A 14,134-nucleotide genomic window follows, 5' to 3' on the forward strand; every position below is an offset into this window, starting at 1 on the left:
CGGACCTGACGAGCTGTCAGGTTCGCCGACATTCCAGGCGGCTACAAAAAACCCGGCTCAGGCCGGGTTTTTTTTGCGTTTGCGTTAGCGCGCGCGGTAGGTGATGCGACCCTTGCTCAGGTCATACGGGGTCAGTTCGACGCGAACCTTGTCCCCGGTGAGAATCCGGATGTAGTTCTTGCGCATCTTTCCGGAGATGTGCGCAGTAACGACGTGCCCGTTTTCCAACTCCACACGAAACATGGTGTTAGGCAGGGTGTCGACGACAGTACCTTCCATTTCGAAGCTGTCTTCTTTCGACATGCAGTAAAGCCCTCGGTGTTCAGTGGTGGCCCGGCGCAAGTTGTGCCCAGGCAAAAGCGGCAAGCATTGTGCCTGAAACGCACCTGTGCGCCAAGGGGCTTCAGCTAAGGCTGACCCAGCGCTGATTCACCAGGAGTTCAATAGGGCGGTATTCGGTCTTGTAATTCATCTTGCGGCAATTCTTGATCCAGTAACCCAGATAAACCGCCTTCAGGCCCAGGCGCGAGGCTTCGCCGATCTGCCAGAGAATGGCGTAACGGCCCAGGCTGCGGCGCTCCTCGCATGGATCATAGAAGGTATAAACCGCCGAGAGACCGTTGGGCAAAACGTCCGTCACCGCCACGGCGAGCAAGCGGCCATCGAGGCGAAATTCATAGAAGCGGCAGAATGGAAGATCGCGTACCAGAAACGTATGAAACTGGTCGCGGCTAGGCGGATACATATCGCCATCGGCGTGGCGCTGTTCGATGTAGCGCGCGTACAGGAAATAATATTCCTCGGTGAAAACAGGCCGGACTTCCCTGACCTGAAGGTCAGCGTTGCGTTTCAGGATGCGTTTTTGTTGGCGGTTCAGTGTGATGCCGGTCGCCGGTATGCGGGCGGGGATGCACGCGGTGCAGCGCTGGCAGTGTGGGCGGTAAAGATGGTCACCACTGCGTCGAAAGCCCATTTCCGAAAGCTCGGCATACACCTGCACATCCATTGGCTGACTGGGGTCGAGAAACAGCGTGGTCGCTTGCTCGTCCGGCAGGTAGCTGCAGGGATGGGGCTGGGTTGCGTAAAACTTGAGGCGAGCCAGTGAGGTCATGGTCAACTCTCAGTGATCTTGATCTCAGTGTAGGTCAGCCTCGCGTCGTCGACTAGATGATCCAGTCGGCAGAGCTGTCCTGATCCAGGCACCTTGCCAGGGCCTCCGCAAATCGCTCGCGGGCAATGGGGCGGGCGCCGAAACTGGCCAGATGCTGCGTTGGCATCTGGCAATCTATGAGTTCGAATCCCCAGTGCTGGAGACGTTCCACCAGGCAGACGAAGCCCACCTTGGACGCGTCGCTGGCACGGCTGAACATCGACTCTCCAAAGAACAGGCGTCCCATGGCAAGGCCATACAGTCCGCCCACCAAATAGTCGTCACGCCATACCTCGACCGAGTGTGCGACCCCTCGGGCGTGCAGCGCTATATAGGCTGCCTGCATCGGCGAAGTAATCCAGGTTCCATCCGTGTAGTCGCGCGGTGACGCGCATCCTTGGATGACCTGCGCGAAGGCTCGATCGAGCGTCACCTGGTAGTCGCCCTGGCGGATGCGCTTGCGCAGGCTACGGGACACGTGGAGTTCGTCGGGGTAGAGCACTGTGCGCGGATTCGGGGACCACCAGAGAATCGGCTGGCCGTCCTGATACCAGGGGAAGCAGCCGTGGCGATAGGCGGCGATCAGTCGTGCGGGCGAAAGATCCCCGCCGGCAGCCAGTAATCCGTTGGGCTGGTGCAGTGCCTTTTCCAGAGGTGGAAAGCTTAGGTCGTCGCGCTGCAACCAGGTCAACATAGGCAATACGGCCGGCGGGGGAGGGGGTCAGTTGTCGAGGAACTTCTCGGCGTCCAGCGCGGCCATGCACCCGGCGCCGGCAGAGGTAATCGCCTGGCGATAGACGTGGTCGGCCACGTCCCCGGCAGCGAACACGCCAGGAATGTTGGTGCTGGTGGCATCGCCTTCGCTACCGCCGCGTACCTTCAGGTAGCCGTCACGCATGTCGAGCTGGCCCTGGAACAGATCGGTATTGGGTTTATGCCCAATGGCGATGAACACGCCTGCGAGTTCCAGCGTGCTTTCCGTGCCGTCGAGGGCGCTCTTCAGGCGCATCCCGGTAACACCGGAAGCATCGCCCAAGACTTCTTCGAGTGTGTGGTTCCAGTGCAGTCGGATATTGCCGGTGGCGGCCTTCTCCATGATCTTGTCCTGGAGGATTTTCTCGGAGCGAAGCTTGTCGCGCCGATGCACCAGGTGGACTTCCTTGGCGATGTTTGACAGGTATAGCGCTTCCTCGACAGCCGTGTTGCCGCCGCCGATCACGGCAACCACTTGGTTGCGATAGAAGAATCCGTCGCAGGTCGCGCAAGCGGAGACTCCGCGGCCGGCGAAGGCTTCTTCCGAAGGCAGGCCAAGGTACTGCGCGGATGCGCCGGTGGCGATGATCAGTGCGTCGCAGGTATAGGTACCGCTGTCGCCGGACAATGTGAACGGGCGATTCTGCAGGTCGACAGTGTGAATATGGTCGTGCACGATTTGCGTCTCGAAGCGCTCGGCATGCTGCTGCATGCGATCCATCAGGCCGGGGCCTGTCAACCCTTCGGGGTCGCCTGGCCAGTTGTCCACTTCGGTGGTGGTGGTCAGTTGTCCGCCAGGCTGGATGCCAGTGATGACGACAGGCTTGAGGTTGGCGCGCGCTGCGTACACCGCCGCGGTATATCCGGCCGGGCCGGAGCCGAGGATGATAAGACGCGAATGCTTGACTTCACTCATAAAAAGCCCTCATAACCCTTTGTTGCGAATAGAGAAGCGTGCTCGAATCGAGCCGCAGAGGAAAAGTTGCCGGTTATGCTACACCGAAGCTTGGGTAAAAGCCCAAGCGGCCAGGGAACCGACATGGCATCGCGTCGACAAACCCGTACAATGGCCAGGTTCCGGCCGGCCACGGCTAAACAGAGCGCGCCCAACGGCGCAGGAAAGAACGCGTTTTGAAGAATACCTCCGTACCTTCACTTGCCGCCGTCTGGCGTCAGCAATTGCATTACCGTCTCAAGGAAGGCGCTCTCATTGCGCTTGGCGCCTTGTGTGCCTACTTGTGGATGGCCTTGCTCACCTACGATGCGGGTGACCCGGGCTGGACCCATACCAGTAACGTCCAGCAGGTGCAGAACGCCGCGGGGCGTGCCGGCGCCTGGTTTGCCGATGTGCTGTTCATGGCGCTCGGCTATTTCGCCTACCTGTTTCCGCTACTGCTCGGTATCAAGACCTGGCAAGTATTCCGTGCCCGCCATCAGCCCTGGTCGTGGAGCGGCTGGCTGTTTTCCTGGCGTCTGATCGGATTGGTGTTCCTCGTGCTGTCAGGCTCGGCATTGGCTTATATCCACTTCGATTCGGCCAATCATCTGCCGGCATCCGCAGGTGGCGCACTGGGCGAAAGCCTCGGGCAGCTGGCGGTGATGTCACTGAACGTGCAGGGCAGTACGCTGGTTTTCCTGGCGTTGTTCCTGTTCGGCCTGACGGTGTTCACCGATCTGTCCTGGTTCAAGGTGATGGATGTCACCGGCAAGATCACGCTGGATCTCGGCGAGCTGATCCAGAGCTTCTTCAGCCGCTGGTGGGCCAGCCGCACTGAGCGCCAGCAGAAGGTCGCACGCCTGCGTGACGCCGATGATCTGGTCAACGAAGTCGCAGCGCCGATGGTTGCGGACAAACGTGAGCGTGCGAGGGTCAAGGAACGCGTCATCGAGCGCGAAGAAGCGCTGGCCAAGCACATGAGCGAGCGTGAAAAGCGTGCCGCTCCGGTGATTACGCCGCCGGCTCCCGCCAAGCCGGTGGAGCCCAGCAAGCGTGTACTGAAGGAAAAGCAGGCCAACCTGTTCGTCGACACCGCCGTCGAAGGCAGCTTGCCGCCGATCTCGCTGCTCGATGTCGCCGAAAAGCAGCAGAAGCAATATTCGCCCGAATCGCTCGAAGCGATGTCGCGGCTGCTGGAAATCAAGCTCAAGGAATTCGGTGTCGAGGTCATCGTCGAGTCGGTGCATCCGGGGCCGGTGATCACGCGTTTCGAAATTCAGCCCGCGGCGGGCGTGAAGGTCAGCCGCATCTCCAACCTCGCAAAGGATCTGGCGCGTTCGCTGGCGGTGATCAGCGTGCGGGTCGTGGAAGTGATTCCCGGCAAGACCACCGTCGGTATCGAGATCCCCAACGAGGACCGGCAGATCGTCCGTTTCTCCGAGGTGCTCTCGTCGACACAGTATGACGACGCCAAATCGCCAGTCACCATCGCGCTCGGCCACGACATCGGCGGTAAGCCGGTAACGGCGGATCTGGCAAAGATGCCCCACCTGCTGGTGGCCGGCACCACCGGCTCCGGTAAATCCGTCGGGGTCAACGCCATGATTCTGTCGATCCTGTTCAAGTCGACGCCTGAAGAGGCGCGCCTGATCATGATCGACCCGAAGATGCTGGAGCTGTCGATCTACGAAGGCATCCCGCATCTGCTCTGCCCGGTGGTTACCGACATGAAGGAGGCCGCCAACGCCCTGCGCTGGAGCGTCGCGGAGATGGAACGGCGCTACAAGCTGATGGCTGCGATGGGCGTGAGGAACCTCGCCGGTTTTAACCGCAAGGTGAAGGATGCCGAAGAGGCGGGCACACCGCTGACCGATCCGCTCTATCGGCGCGAAAGCATGGAAGACGAAGCGCCTCTGCTGAAACCCTTGCCCACCATCGTGGTGATCGTCGACGAGTTTGCTGACATGATGATGATCGTCGGCAAGAAGGTCGAAGAGCTGATCGCACGCATCGCGCAGAAGGCGCGGGCGGCAGGCATTCACCTGATCCTTGCGACCCAGCGCCCTTCGGTGGACGTCATCACCGGTCTGATCAAGGCGAACATCCCGACTCGCATGGCGTTCCAGGTATCGAGCAAGATCGACTCGCGAACCATCCTCGACCAGGGCGGCGCGGAGCAATTGCTCGGTCATGGCGACATGCTGTACCTGCCGCCCGGCACTGGCTTGCCGATCCGAGTGCACGGCGCGTTCGTTTCCGACGATGAAGTTCATCGGGTGGTAGAAGCCTGGAAGGCCCGTGGCGCGCCGGACTACATCGAGGAAATCCTCGCTGGCGTCGAAGAAAGCGGCAGCGGTTTCGAGGGCGGCGGTGAAGGTGGCGGTGGCGAAGGCAGCGAAGAAGATCCGCTGTATGACGAAGCGGTACGTTTCGTACTCGAAAGCCGACGCGCCTCGATTTCCGCCGTCCAGCGCAAATTGAAGATTGGCTACAACCGCGCCGCGCGCATGATCGAAGCCATGGAAATGGCTGGAGTCGTGACCTCCATGAATACCAACGGCTCGCGCGAAGTGATTGCGCCGGCTCCGATTCGCGATTGATCGTCGAGGGCTTAAATGCATCTGATACGCGTGCTGTTCGCCTCCGCTCTGCTGTTCGCCGTGGGCTCGGCCCAGGCCGATCAGGCCGCTTCCACCGAACGTCTGACTGCCTTGTTGAGCAAGGCCGAAACGCTCAGCGGGCGTTTCTCCCAATTGTCGCTCGACGGCACCGGCACCCAGCTCCAGGAGGCCTCGGGTGAGTTATCGCTCAAGCGTCCCGGGCAGTTCCGCTGGCATACCGATGCACCGATGGAGCAACTGCTGGTTTCCGACGGTAGCAAGGTCTGGTTATATGACCCGGATTTGGAGCAGGTCACCATCCAGACGCTCGACCAGCGCCTGACCCATACGCCGGCGCTGCTGCTTTCCGGCGATGTTTCCGAAATCAGCCAGAACTTCGAGATTTCCCACAAGGAAGCCGGTGACGTGGTGGACTTCGTACTCAAGCCCAAGGCCAGCGACACGCTGTTCGACAGCCTGCGGCTGTCCTTCCGGGGCGGGGTGATCAATGACATGCAGTTGATCGATAGCGTTGGTCAGCGCACCAACATCCTCTTCATGGGCGTAAAGATGAACGAGCCGATCCAGGCTGATCAGTTCACATTCGAAATTCCCGCTGGCGCGGATGTCATATCCGAGTGACTCACCGGCGCATGATCACTGGTGCGGCCCGCGTGGCCGCTTGAGGCCTTAGGCTCGATGGACCTGTTCAGTCGTGAACCCGTATCCCAGCCGTTGGCCGCGCGCTTGCGTGCGACCACGCTGGATGAGTACGTGGGACAGGAACACCTCCTGGCGCGGGGCAAGCCCCTGCGTGAGGCTCTGGAGCAGGGTGCGCTGCACTCGATGATCTTCTGGGGGCCGCCCGGCGTCGGTAAGACTACGCTGGCGCGGTTGCTGGCGAAGGTTTCCGACGCCCACTTCGAAACGGTTTCCGCGGTGCTCGCCGGGGTCAAGGAGATCCGCCAGGCGGTCGAGGTCGCTAAGCAGCAAGGGGCTCAGTACGGCCGCCGGACGATACTCTTCGTCGATGAGGTGCATCGTTTCAACAAGTCCCAGCAGGATGCCTTCCTGCCCTATGTCGAGGATGGCACGCTGATTTTCATCGGCGCGACCACCGAGAACCCATCGTTCGAGCTGAATAACGCATTGCTTTCCCGCGCCCGCGTCTATGTGCTCAAGAGCTTGGACGAGCAGGCTATGCGCCGCCTGGTCGAGCGCGCGCTGACCGAACCCAAGGGGCTGGGTGACCTACACCTGAGCCTGCCGGAGGAAAGCTTTCGCATGTTGCTGGCAGCCGCCGATGGCGACGGTCGCCGGTTGCTCAACCTGCTTGAAAACGCTTCGGATCTGGCCGAACCAGGCGAACCTATCGGTACCGCGCTGCTGCAGGACCTGCTAGGCGACAGCAGGCGCCGGTTCGACAAGGGCGGCGAGGCGTTCTACGACCAGATATCGGCGCTGCACAAGTCGGTGCGCGGATCCAATCCCGACGCGGCGCTTTACTGGTTTGCCCGCATGCTCGACGGGGGCTGCGACCCGCTCTACATCGCGCGGCGCGTCGTGCGAATGGCGAGCGAGGAGATCGGTAATGCCGACCCGCGTGCGCTGGGCCTCTGCCTCAACGCCTGGGATGTGCAGGAGCGCCTGGGTAGTCCCGAAGGCGAGTTGGCCGTCGCCCAGGCAATCGTCTACTTGGCCTGCGCGCCTAAGAGCAATGCGGTCTATACGGCTTTCAAGGCGGCCATGCGCGATGCCGCGGAAAACGGCTCGCAGGAAGTCCCGTTGCACCTTCGCAACGCGCCCACGCGGCTGATGAAAGATCTGGGTTACGGCGAAGAGTATCGCTACGCCCATGACGAGCCGGATGCTTACGCCGCTGGGGAGGACTATTTTCCCGAAGCCCTGCCGCCACGCCAGTACTACCAGCCCGTATCGCGGGGCCTGGAAGGCAAGATCCGCGAAAAGCTCGAGTACCTGGCCAGGCTTGACCGGGAAAGCTCCCGGCAGAGGAGAAAGCCATGATCCGCATGGTGCTTGCGGCGGCCGCCGGCGGCGTCGCCGGAACGCTGATTCGCTTCGGTGTGGCCAACTGGATCAACGCCAACTGGCCGCGCTATTTCTATGGTGCAACCCTCGTGGTGAACCTGCTCGGCTGTCTGCTGATCGGTTACCTGTACATGACCTTCCTGGAGCGCCCGGAAATCCCGGTGGAACTCCGAGTAGGGTTGGTGGTGGGCTTTCTTGGCGCGCTGACCACCTTCTCGACCTTTTCCCTCGACACTCTTCGCCTGCTCGAGTCCGGACAGGTCGGTGTCGCGCTGGCCTATCTCGCGCTCAGCGTTGGCGGTGGGTTACTGGCCGCCTGGCTGGGGATATCACTCGCCAGGTTATGAAGCGCGCATGCTTCACAGTAAACTTCGCCTGCTCTTGCCCTAATCCAAAGCCTCAACAGAACGAGACTCGCCATGCTTGATTCCAAACTCGTACGCAACCAGCTGCAGGACGTCGCAGCCCGTCTGGCCACCCGGGGGTATCAGCTCGACGTGGCGCGTATCGAGGCGCTCGAAGCCCAGCGCAAGACGGTGCAGACACGCACCGAGCAGCTGCAGGCCGAACGCAACGCCCGCTCCAAGTCCATCGGGCAGGCCAAGCAGCGCGGTGAGGACATTGCGCCGCTGCTGGCCGATGTCGACCGCATGGGCTCTGAGCTCAAGGCGGCCGAAGCCGAGCTCGAGGGTATCCAGGGCGAACTGGATCAGCTGATGCTCAGCCTGCCGAACCTGCCGCACGAGTCGGTCCCGGTAGGCAAGGACGAAGACGAGAACGTCGAGGTGCGTCGCTGGGGCACGCCGACTGCTTTCGATTTCCCGGTCCAGGATCATGTCGCGCTTGGTGAGCGGCATGGGTGGCTGGACTTTGAAACGGCGGCAAAGCTCTCGGGCGCGCGTTTTGCGTTGATGCGCGGTCCGATCGCCCGGCTGCACCGTGCACTGGCGCAGTTCATGATCGACCTGCACACCCGCGAGCACGGCTACGAAGAAGCCTATACGCCCTATCTGGTGCAGGCGCCGGCGCTGCAGGGCACCGGGCAGCTGCCGAAATTCGAGGAAGATCTGTTCAAGATCAGTCGCGAAGGGCAGGCCGACCTGTACCTGATCCCGACGGCCGAAGTGTCGCTGACCAACATCGTCGCTGGCGAGATGCTCGACGCCAAGCAACTGCCCTTGAAGTTCGTCGCCCATACGCCGTGCTTTCGCAGCGAGGCGGGCGCCTCCGGCCGCGATACCCGCGGGATGATCCGCCAGCATCAGTTCGACAAGGTCGAGATGGTGCAGATCGTCGAGCCGAGCCGCTCGTTCGAAGCCCTTGAAAGCCTCACCGGCAATGCCGAGCGTGTGCTGCAGCTGCTCGAGCTGCCGTACCGGGTACTGGCCCTGTGCACTGGCGACATGGGCTTCGGGGCAACCAAGACCTACGATCTAGAAGTCTGGGTGCCGAGCCAGGACAAATACCGCGAAATTTCCTCGTGCTCCAATTGCGGGGATTTCCAGGCGCGCCGGATGCAAGCGCGTTATCGCAACCCCGAGACCGGAAAGCCGGAATTGGTGCACACCCTCAACGGTTCGGGCCTGGCGGTCGGACGCACGCTGGTGGCGGTACTTGAGAACTGCCAGCAGGCCGATGGCAGCATCCGTGTGCCCGAGGTGCTCAAGCCGTATATGGGTGGCATCGAACTCATAGGCTGAGCTGCGGGCGATCCATGTCGCCCGCAGCCCTCGCCCCGCTACCGTCTGCAGGACCGTTTCGATGGATTACCTTCCGCTGTTCCATATGCTTCGCGGGCGCACCGTTCTGGTGGTCGGTGGGGGCGAAATCGCGCTGCGCAAGGCACGGTTGCTTGCTGATGCCGGAGCCAGGCTGCGAATCGTCGCGCCGGATATCGAGGCTTCGCTGCGTGCGCTGGTGGAAGAGGGCGACGGCGAATGCCTTGAGCGGGTTTACGCTGCAGGCGATATGGGGGGATGTGTTCTGGCGATCGCCGCGACCGATGACGAAGCCCTCAACGCCCAGGTATCCGAAGACGCCAACCGCCTCGGCATGCCGGTCAACGTGGTCGATGCGCCGGCGCTGTGCAGCGTCATTTTCCCCGCCATCGTCGATCGCTCGCCGCTGGTCATTGCGGTTTCCAGCGGCGGCGATGCGCCGGTGTTGGCGCGCCTCATCCGTGCTCGGCTGGAAAGTTGGATTCCGGCGGCGTACGGGCGCTTGGCTGGTCTGGCCAAGCGCTTTCGTCGCGAGGTCAAGGCGACGCTGCCTGATCTTCAGCAACGCCGAGTGTTCTGGGAGGACGTGTTCCAGGGGCCCATCGCCGAACGCTCCCTGGCCGGGCAGGAAGAGCAGGCGCAGGCGTTACTCAGTGAAAAGCTCGCTGGCGTGGCGCCTCGCGCGCTGGGCGAAGTCTATCTGGTGGGGGCCGGGCCCGGTGATCCGGATCTGCTAACGTTCCGCGCGCTGCGCCTGATGCAGCAAGCCGATGTAGTGCTCTACGACCGCCTGGTGGCGCCAGCGATTCTGGAGCTGTGCCGCCGCGACGCCGATCGCATCTATGTCGGTAAGCAACGGGCCAACCATGCCTTGCCACAGGATCAGATCAACCAGCAACTGGTCGAGCTGGCCCGGCAAGGCAAGCGGGTGGTGCGTCTCAAGGGTGGCGACCCTTTCATCTTCGGGCGCGGCGGCGAGGAGATCGAGCAGCTCGCAGCCCATGGCATTCCGTTCCAGGTGGTGCCCGGCATCACTGCGGCGAGCGGCTGCGCGGCCTATGCTGGCATCCCGCTGACTCACCGCGACTATGCGCAATCGGTGCGCTTCATCACCGGGCACCTGAAGAACGACAGCTGCGACCTGCCCTGGAAAGACATGGTCACGCCCAGCGAAACCCTGGTGTTCTACATGGGGCTGGTTGGGCTGCCGGTCATCTGCGAGCAGTTGATCGCCCATGGTCGACGACCGGAAACGCCAGCAGCGCTGGTGCAGCAGGGCACTACGGTAAACCAGCGGGTATTCACCGGCACACTTGCTGATCTACCGCTACAAGTGGCTCGCCATCAGGTCCAGGCACCGACGCTGATCATCGTCGGCGACGTCGTCTCCCTGCGCGATAAGCTGGCCTGGTTCGAAGGCGCCCAGGCCAGCCATCCGGCCGACTGATTGTCAGCTTCGCATCCAGATTCCCTGGCCCGGCAATCGGCCACGGTCGTGAGGGCGGTCCAGGGTCAGCGCGGGGCCCTTGGGCACCAGGCCGTTGGCATTGATGTTTCGATGGCTGCGGTAATAGTGCCCTTTGATGTGCTCGAAATTAACCGTCTCGGCGATACCGGGCCACTGGTACAGCTCACGCAACCAGTTCGACAGGTTGGGGTAATCCTCGATACGCCTGAGGTTGCACTTGAAGTGCCCGTGATAGACGGCGTCGAAGCGCACCAGCGTGGTGAACAAACGCCAGTCCGCTTCAGTAAGGAAGCTGCCGGTGAGGTAGCGCTGACCGGTGAGTAAGCCTTCCAGTCGATCCAGTTCCGCGAACAGCTCGTCGAACGCCTGCTCGTAGGCCGGCTGGGCAGTGGCGAAGCCTGCCCGATAAACGCCGTTGTTGACGGCAGGATAGATACGCTCGTTGAGCGCATCTATCTGTTCGCGCAACGGTTCTGGGTAGAGGTCGAAGGTCGAGCCGGTAAGCCCATCGAACGCGCTATTGAAGATCCGGATGATTTCAGCGGACTCGTTGTTGACGATGCGCTGCTCCTTGCGATCCCACAGCACCGGTACCGTTACCCGGCCGGTGTAGTTCGGGTCATCGGCGGTGTAGCGCTGGTGCAGGTAGTCGAAGCCGTCCAGCGCATCGCCGCTCGAGCCGGTGCTGCGATCGAAGGTCCAGCCATGTTCGGCCATCAGAAAACTGACCACCGAAACGTCGATCAGCGCGTCGAGCTGCTTGAGCTTGCGGTAGATGAGCGTGCGGTGAGCCCAGGGGCAGGCCAGGGACACGTAGAGATGGTAGCGCCCCGGCTCGGCAATGGAAGCCGGCTGCCCTTGTGGGCCAGGCTTGCCGTCGGCGCTGAGCCAGTTTCTGCGCTGAGCCTGCTCGCGCTGAAACTGTCCATCTTTGCTGTTTTCATACCAGCGGTCTTGCCACTGGCCGTCGACTAAAAGTCCCATGGCTGCCTCCTCTCGCTTCAAATAGGAGGCAGTCTAGGGTGGTTGGTTCGATCGTAACGCGCTAAACGCCGCTCAAACCCATCGCCGGATTCGATAGATTGCGGGCCGCCCAATAGCTATTCGCTACAGCGAAAGCTTCTTCTCGGCTACGGCCAAGCGCTCGCAGAGCCAGTGCCATGGTTGCCACGACCGCCAGCTGCGCATAGTCGTCTTCGACGGTGCCGTTCCACACCGCGAGCATCTGCTGTGGATCGAGCGTAGCCGGCTTCACATGGCGCAACGGCGATAAGGGCGGCCATTCTTCGTCCCAGGCTTCGCCAGCCTGTGTGCCGTAAAGGTGCGAGCGAGCATCCGGGTTGATCTCGATTTCGCCGCCTTCACCTTTGATCACGATGGCGGTATCACCGAGCAGTCGGCTGGCTTCGCGGTGATTCTCCTGGTAACCAGGGTGAAAAATGCTCTGCAGTGCGCAGCGGGCGCCCAGTGGATTGAGAATGCGGGCCAGAGAATGGATCGGCGAGCGCAAGCCGAGTACGTTGCGCAGATCGATCATGCGCTGCAGCACGGGCATCCAGGCGCCCAGCGGTATGAAGGCCGGTGTGCCACTGTCGAGCGCGAGAGCAACCTCCTGCCAGTCGTTGCACAGCGGAATTCCGAGCAGCTCGAGTTGCTGTTCGGTATAGAGGCGTCCGGCCGTGTGGGCGCCGCCGCCGTGCAACAGGATGCGCACCCCATTTTGCGCCAGGCATTTGCAGGCCAGCAGATACCAAGGCAGATGGCGCTTCTTTCCGGCATAGCTCGGCCAGTCGAGATCGACGGCAATCGGAGGTGCCTCCAGTCGTTCCCGGACCGCCTCGGTGAAGCCCGCCAGCTCTTGAGCGCTTTCTTCCTTGTGCCGCAGCAGCATTAGGAAGGCTCCTAGCTGAGCGTCTTCGGCCTCGCCATCGAGCAGCATGCCCATGGCTTGCCTGGCTTCCTCACGAGTCAGGTCTCGCGCTCCTCGCTTTCCTTTACCCAGAATGCGAACGAAGGGGGCGAAGGGGTGTTCGGCAGGCGTAACCATCATAGGCAATTGCTCGGCTTGGGCAGACCGGCCAGCTTGGCGGCAAGCTTTGCCGGTGTGCCGTTGAAAAGACGGTTGAGGTGCTGGCTGTTGCCCTTTTCAGGGCCCAGCTCCCGGGCCACGTATTTGACCAGCGGGCGGGTCGCCGGAGACAACTGGAACTCGCTATAGAAAGCGCGCAGCAGACCGATGATTTCCCAGTGATCAGCTTCGAGTTCGATGCCTTCGGCTGTGGCGAGTTGGAGGGCGACCGCCTCGCTCCAGTCGTCGAGATCTACCAGGTAGCCTTCCTTGTCCAGGGCGACGGGGTGTTCGCCGACAATCAAACGTTCGTTCATAGCCAGCTGTTGACCCGGGCGTAGCGTGTGCAAAGATCGACGAAGCCGCTGTAGTCCACAGCCGTCAGGCGCGCCGGCAGCGAGACCAGTGCGCGGGCCTGCAGGTCTTCCTCCAGGGCGAACAGCGCCACGCTATCGGGCATCAGCTCCAGTGCCTGCCGCTGGACGGTATCCGCCGCCAGCGCGTACACCGCATCGCCTGTGAGCAGCAGCGCATCGCCCGCCGCGAGCAGGCGCAGGCAGCTCGCGAGGCGGCCGTCGCTGAAGGGGGAGTGGGAGAGCATGTGCAGGGTTCCCATCAGAGCGTGATCACCTGGTCATAACGGTTGATGAGTTCGGCGAGTCCCTGCGCATCGAGGATTTCCACCGCAGGCGCCAATGCAGTATTTGCCAGCCCTCGGTCAGCAAGGCTGCGGGCGCAGGCGTAAAGCTTGTCCACACCAAACAGCGAGAGTGCTTTGAGATTGGCGGTGAGATCCTTCTGCTGCAAGGTCGCCCCGTGCTGTCCTGGCGCCAACTGCAATACGCCGTCGTCCAGGAAAAGCAGGCCGATGGGAAGGTCATAAGCACCGCCGGCCAGGGCGATATCCAGCGCTTCGCGGGCGCCGGGGCCGGACCAGGGCGATTGCCGGCTGACAATCAGCATCGAACGAGCCATCAATGACCTCCGAAGCAGATCAGCCGATCCGCCTGCTGGGCGGCTTCGTGCAATTGCCCCAGCCCCGAAAGCTCCCAGCCCTGGGCCAGGTTGGCGGCAGGGCGACCATGACGCTCGGCTTCCCGTGCATCCAGCACGCCGCGACGCAGTGCAGCGGCGATACAGACCACGCCGTCCAGCTGTGCGGACGCGATGAAGTGCGACCATTCGGCGGCGGTGTCCAGTTCATCCTGGGGGGCGACGATATTGGCCGAAGCGCTATGGACGCCGTCCTGGTAGAAGAACAGCCGAACGATCTCGTGGCCACCGGCCAATGCCGCCTCGGCAAAGCGCAAGGCCCGGCGTGAGGCGGGGCTGTGGGGTGCGGAGAAGAGGGCGATCGCGAATTTCATGGTTCACCATGGCAGAGCATGAGC

At 62.2% G+C, this 14,134-nt stretch carries 16 protein-coding genes; 6 read left to right on the forward strand and 10 right to left on the reverse strand.

Annotation, left to right across the window (positions count from 1 at the left end; genetic code table 11):
* Positions 1-84: 84 nt before the first annotated feature.
* The 4 genes from infA to trxB form a co-directional block, all read right to left on the reverse strand.
* Positions 85-303, reverse strand: coding sequence for a translation initiation factor IF-1 (gene infA, locus G7026_RS10860; RefSeq protein WP_002553999.1), 219 nt, complete (start codon positions 301-303; stop codon positions 85-87).
* 100 nt (positions 304-403) lie between these two features.
* Positions 404-1,111 carry an arginyltransferase gene (locus tag G7026_RS10865; RefSeq protein WP_181070806.1) on the reverse strand — a complete coding sequence of 236 codons (708 nt, stop codon included), beginning with the start codon at positions 1,109-1,111 and terminating at the stop codon, positions 404-406.
* A gap of 52 nt (positions 1,112-1,163) precedes the next feature.
* Complete coding sequence (gene aat, locus G7026_RS10870; protein WP_181070807.1) at positions 1,164-1,844, reverse strand: leucyl/phenylalanyl-tRNA--protein transferase; 681 nt, start codon at positions 1,842-1,844, stop codon at positions 1,164-1,166.
* A gap of 27 nt (positions 1,845-1,871) precedes the next feature.
* On the reverse strand, positions 1,872-2,819 hold the full coding sequence (gene trxB / locus G7026_RS10875; protein ID WP_181070808.1) for a thioredoxin-disulfide reductase: 948 nt from the start codon (positions 2,817-2,819) through the stop codon (positions 1,872-1,874).
* Positions 2,820-3,034: 215 nt separating this feature from the next.
* Here trxB and ftsK point away from each other — a divergent pair, with 215 nt between their 5' ends.
* From ftsK to cysG, 6 genes are all read left to right on the forward strand, one after another.
* Positions 3,035-5,440 carry a DNA translocase FtsK gene (gene ftsK / locus G7026_RS10880; RefSeq protein WP_181070809.1) on the forward strand — a complete coding sequence of 802 codons (2,406 nt, stop codon included), beginning with the start codon at positions 3,035-3,037 and terminating at the stop codon, positions 5,438-5,440.
* Between the two features lie 15 nt (positions 5,441-5,455).
* The gene (lolA, locus tag G7026_RS10885) at positions 5,456-6,082 is read left to right on the forward strand and encodes an outer membrane lipoprotein chaperone LolA (protein ID WP_181070810.1); all 627 of its coding nucleotides are present in this window, start codon (positions 5,456-5,458) and stop codon (positions 6,080-6,082) included.
* A 57-nt stretch (positions 6,083-6,139) separates the two neighbouring features.
* Positions 6,140-7,465 carry a replication-associated recombination protein A gene (locus G7026_RS10890; protein WP_181070811.1) on the forward strand — a complete coding sequence of 442 codons (1,326 nt, stop codon included), beginning with the start codon at positions 6,140-6,142 and terminating at the stop codon, positions 7,463-7,465.
* The gene (crcB, locus tag G7026_RS10895) at positions 7,462-7,836 is read left to right on the forward strand and encodes a fluoride efflux transporter CrcB (protein ID WP_181070812.1); all 375 of its coding nucleotides are present in this window, start codon (positions 7,462-7,464) and stop codon (positions 7,834-7,836) included. Before G7026_RS10890 ends, crcB begins: the two co-directional genes overlap by 4 nt.
* 72 nt (positions 7,837-7,908) lie before the next feature.
* Positions 7,909-9,189, forward strand: coding sequence for a serine--tRNA ligase (serS, locus tag G7026_RS10900; protein WP_181070813.1), 1,281 nt, complete (start codon positions 7,909-7,911; stop codon positions 9,187-9,189).
* Positions 9,190-9,250: 61 nt separating this feature from the next.
* Entirely contained in the window at positions 9,251-10,654 is a 1,404-nt protein-coding gene (cysG, locus tag G7026_RS10905) for a siroheme synthase CysG (protein ID WP_181070814.1), read from the forward strand.
* Between the two features lie 3 nt (positions 10,655-10,657).
* Here cysG and G7026_RS10910 read toward each other — a convergent pair whose 3' ends face one another.
* The 6 genes from G7026_RS10910 to tusD form a co-directional block, all read right to left on the reverse strand.
* Positions 10,658-11,659 (reverse strand): glutathione S-transferase family protein, encoded by a 1,002-nt coding sequence (locus G7026_RS10910; RefSeq protein WP_181070815.1) that lies wholly within the window; start codon positions 11,657-11,659, stop codon positions 10,658-10,660.
* Positions 11,660-11,720: 61 nt separating this feature from the next.
* The gene (locus tag G7026_RS10915; RefSeq protein WP_181070816.1) at positions 11,721-12,725 is read right to left on the reverse strand and encodes a glycosyl transferase family protein; all 1,005 of its coding nucleotides are present in this window, start codon (positions 12,723-12,725) and stop codon (positions 11,721-11,723) included.
* Entirely contained in the window at positions 12,722-13,060 is a 339-nt protein-coding gene (locus tag G7026_RS10920) for a TusE/DsrC/DsvC family sulfur relay protein (protein ID WP_181070817.1), read from the reverse strand. The genes G7026_RS10915 and G7026_RS10920 overlap by 4 nt, the downstream gene beginning before the upstream one ends.
* Positions 13,057-13,359 carry a sulfurtransferase complex subunit TusB gene (tusB, locus tag G7026_RS10925; protein WP_181070818.1) on the reverse strand — a complete coding sequence of 101 codons (303 nt, stop codon included), beginning with the start codon at positions 13,357-13,359 and terminating at the stop codon, positions 13,057-13,059. The genes G7026_RS10920 and tusB overlap by 4 nt, the downstream gene beginning before the upstream one ends.
* Entirely contained in the window at positions 13,359-13,718 is a 360-nt protein-coding gene (gene tusC, locus G7026_RS10930; RefSeq protein WP_181070819.1) for a sulfurtransferase complex subunit TusC, read from the reverse strand. Before tusC ends, tusB begins: the two co-directional genes overlap by 1 nt.
* Complete coding sequence (tusD, locus tag G7026_RS10935; RefSeq protein WP_181070820.1) at positions 13,718-14,110, reverse strand: sulfurtransferase complex subunit TusD; 393 nt, start codon at positions 14,108-14,110, stop codon at positions 13,718-13,720. Before tusD ends, tusC begins: the two co-directional genes overlap by 1 nt.
* Between the last annotated feature and the right edge of the window lie 24 nt (positions 14,111-14,134).

Source organism: Stutzerimonas azotifigens (genome assembly GCF_013522725.1).
Classification (GTDB): domain Bacteria; phylum Pseudomonadota; class Gammaproteobacteria; order Pseudomonadales; family Pseudomonadaceae; genus Stutzerimonas; species Stutzerimonas azotifigens_A.

Coding starts and splice junctions, on each gene's coding strand:
- G7026_RS10915 (WP_181070816.1), bottom strand. CDS start 12,725: ATGATGGTTACGCCTGCCGAACACCCCTTCGCCCCCTTCGTTCGCATT.
- tusB (WP_181070818.1), bottom strand. CDS start 13,359: ATGGGAACCCTGCACATGCTCTCCCACTCCCCCTTCAGCGACGGCCGC.
- trxB (WP_181070808.1), bottom strand. CDS start 2,819: ATGAGTGAAGTCAAGCATTCGCGTCTTATCATCCTCGGCTCCGGCCCG.
- tusC (WP_181070819.1), bottom strand. CDS start 13,718: ATGGCTCGTTCGATGCTGATTGTCAGCCGGCAATCGCCCTGGTCCGGC.
- serS (WP_181070813.1), top strand. CDS start 7,909: ATGCTTGATTCCAAACTCGTACGCAACCAGCTGCAGGACGTCGCAGCC.
- aat (WP_181070807.1), bottom strand. CDS start 1,844: ATGTTGACCTGGTTGCAGCGCGACGACCTAAGCTTTCCACCTCTGGAA.
- crcB (WP_181070812.1), top strand. CDS start 7,462: ATGATCCGCATGGTGCTTGCGGCGGCCGCCGGCGGCGTCGCCGGAACG.
- infA (WP_002553999.1), bottom strand. CDS start 303: ATGTCGAAAGAAGACAGCTTCGAAATGGAAGGTACTGTCGTCGACACC.
- G7026_RS10910 (WP_181070815.1), bottom strand. CDS start 11,659: ATGGGACTTTTAGTCGACGGCCAGTGGCAAGACCGCTGGTATGAAAAC.
- G7026_RS10865 (WP_181070806.1), bottom strand. CDS start 1,111: ATGACCTCACTGGCTCGCCTCAAGTTTTACGCAACCCAGCCCCATCCC.
- G7026_RS10920 (WP_181070817.1), bottom strand. CDS start 13,060: ATGAACGAACGTTTGATTGTCGGCGAACACCCCGTCGCCCTGGACAAG.
- cysG (WP_181070814.1), top strand. CDS start 9,251: ATGGATTACCTTCCGCTGTTCCATATGCTTCGCGGGCGCACCGTTCTG.
- lolA (WP_181070810.1), top strand. CDS start 5,456: ATGCATCTGATACGCGTGCTGTTCGCCTCCGCTCTGCTGTTCGCCGTG.
- G7026_RS10890 (WP_181070811.1), top strand. CDS start 6,140: ATGGACCTGTTCAGTCGTGAACCCGTATCCCAGCCGTTGGCCGCGCGC.
- tusD (WP_181070820.1), bottom strand. CDS start 14,110: ATGAAATTCGCGATCGCCCTCTTCTCCGCACCCCACAGCCCCGCCTCA.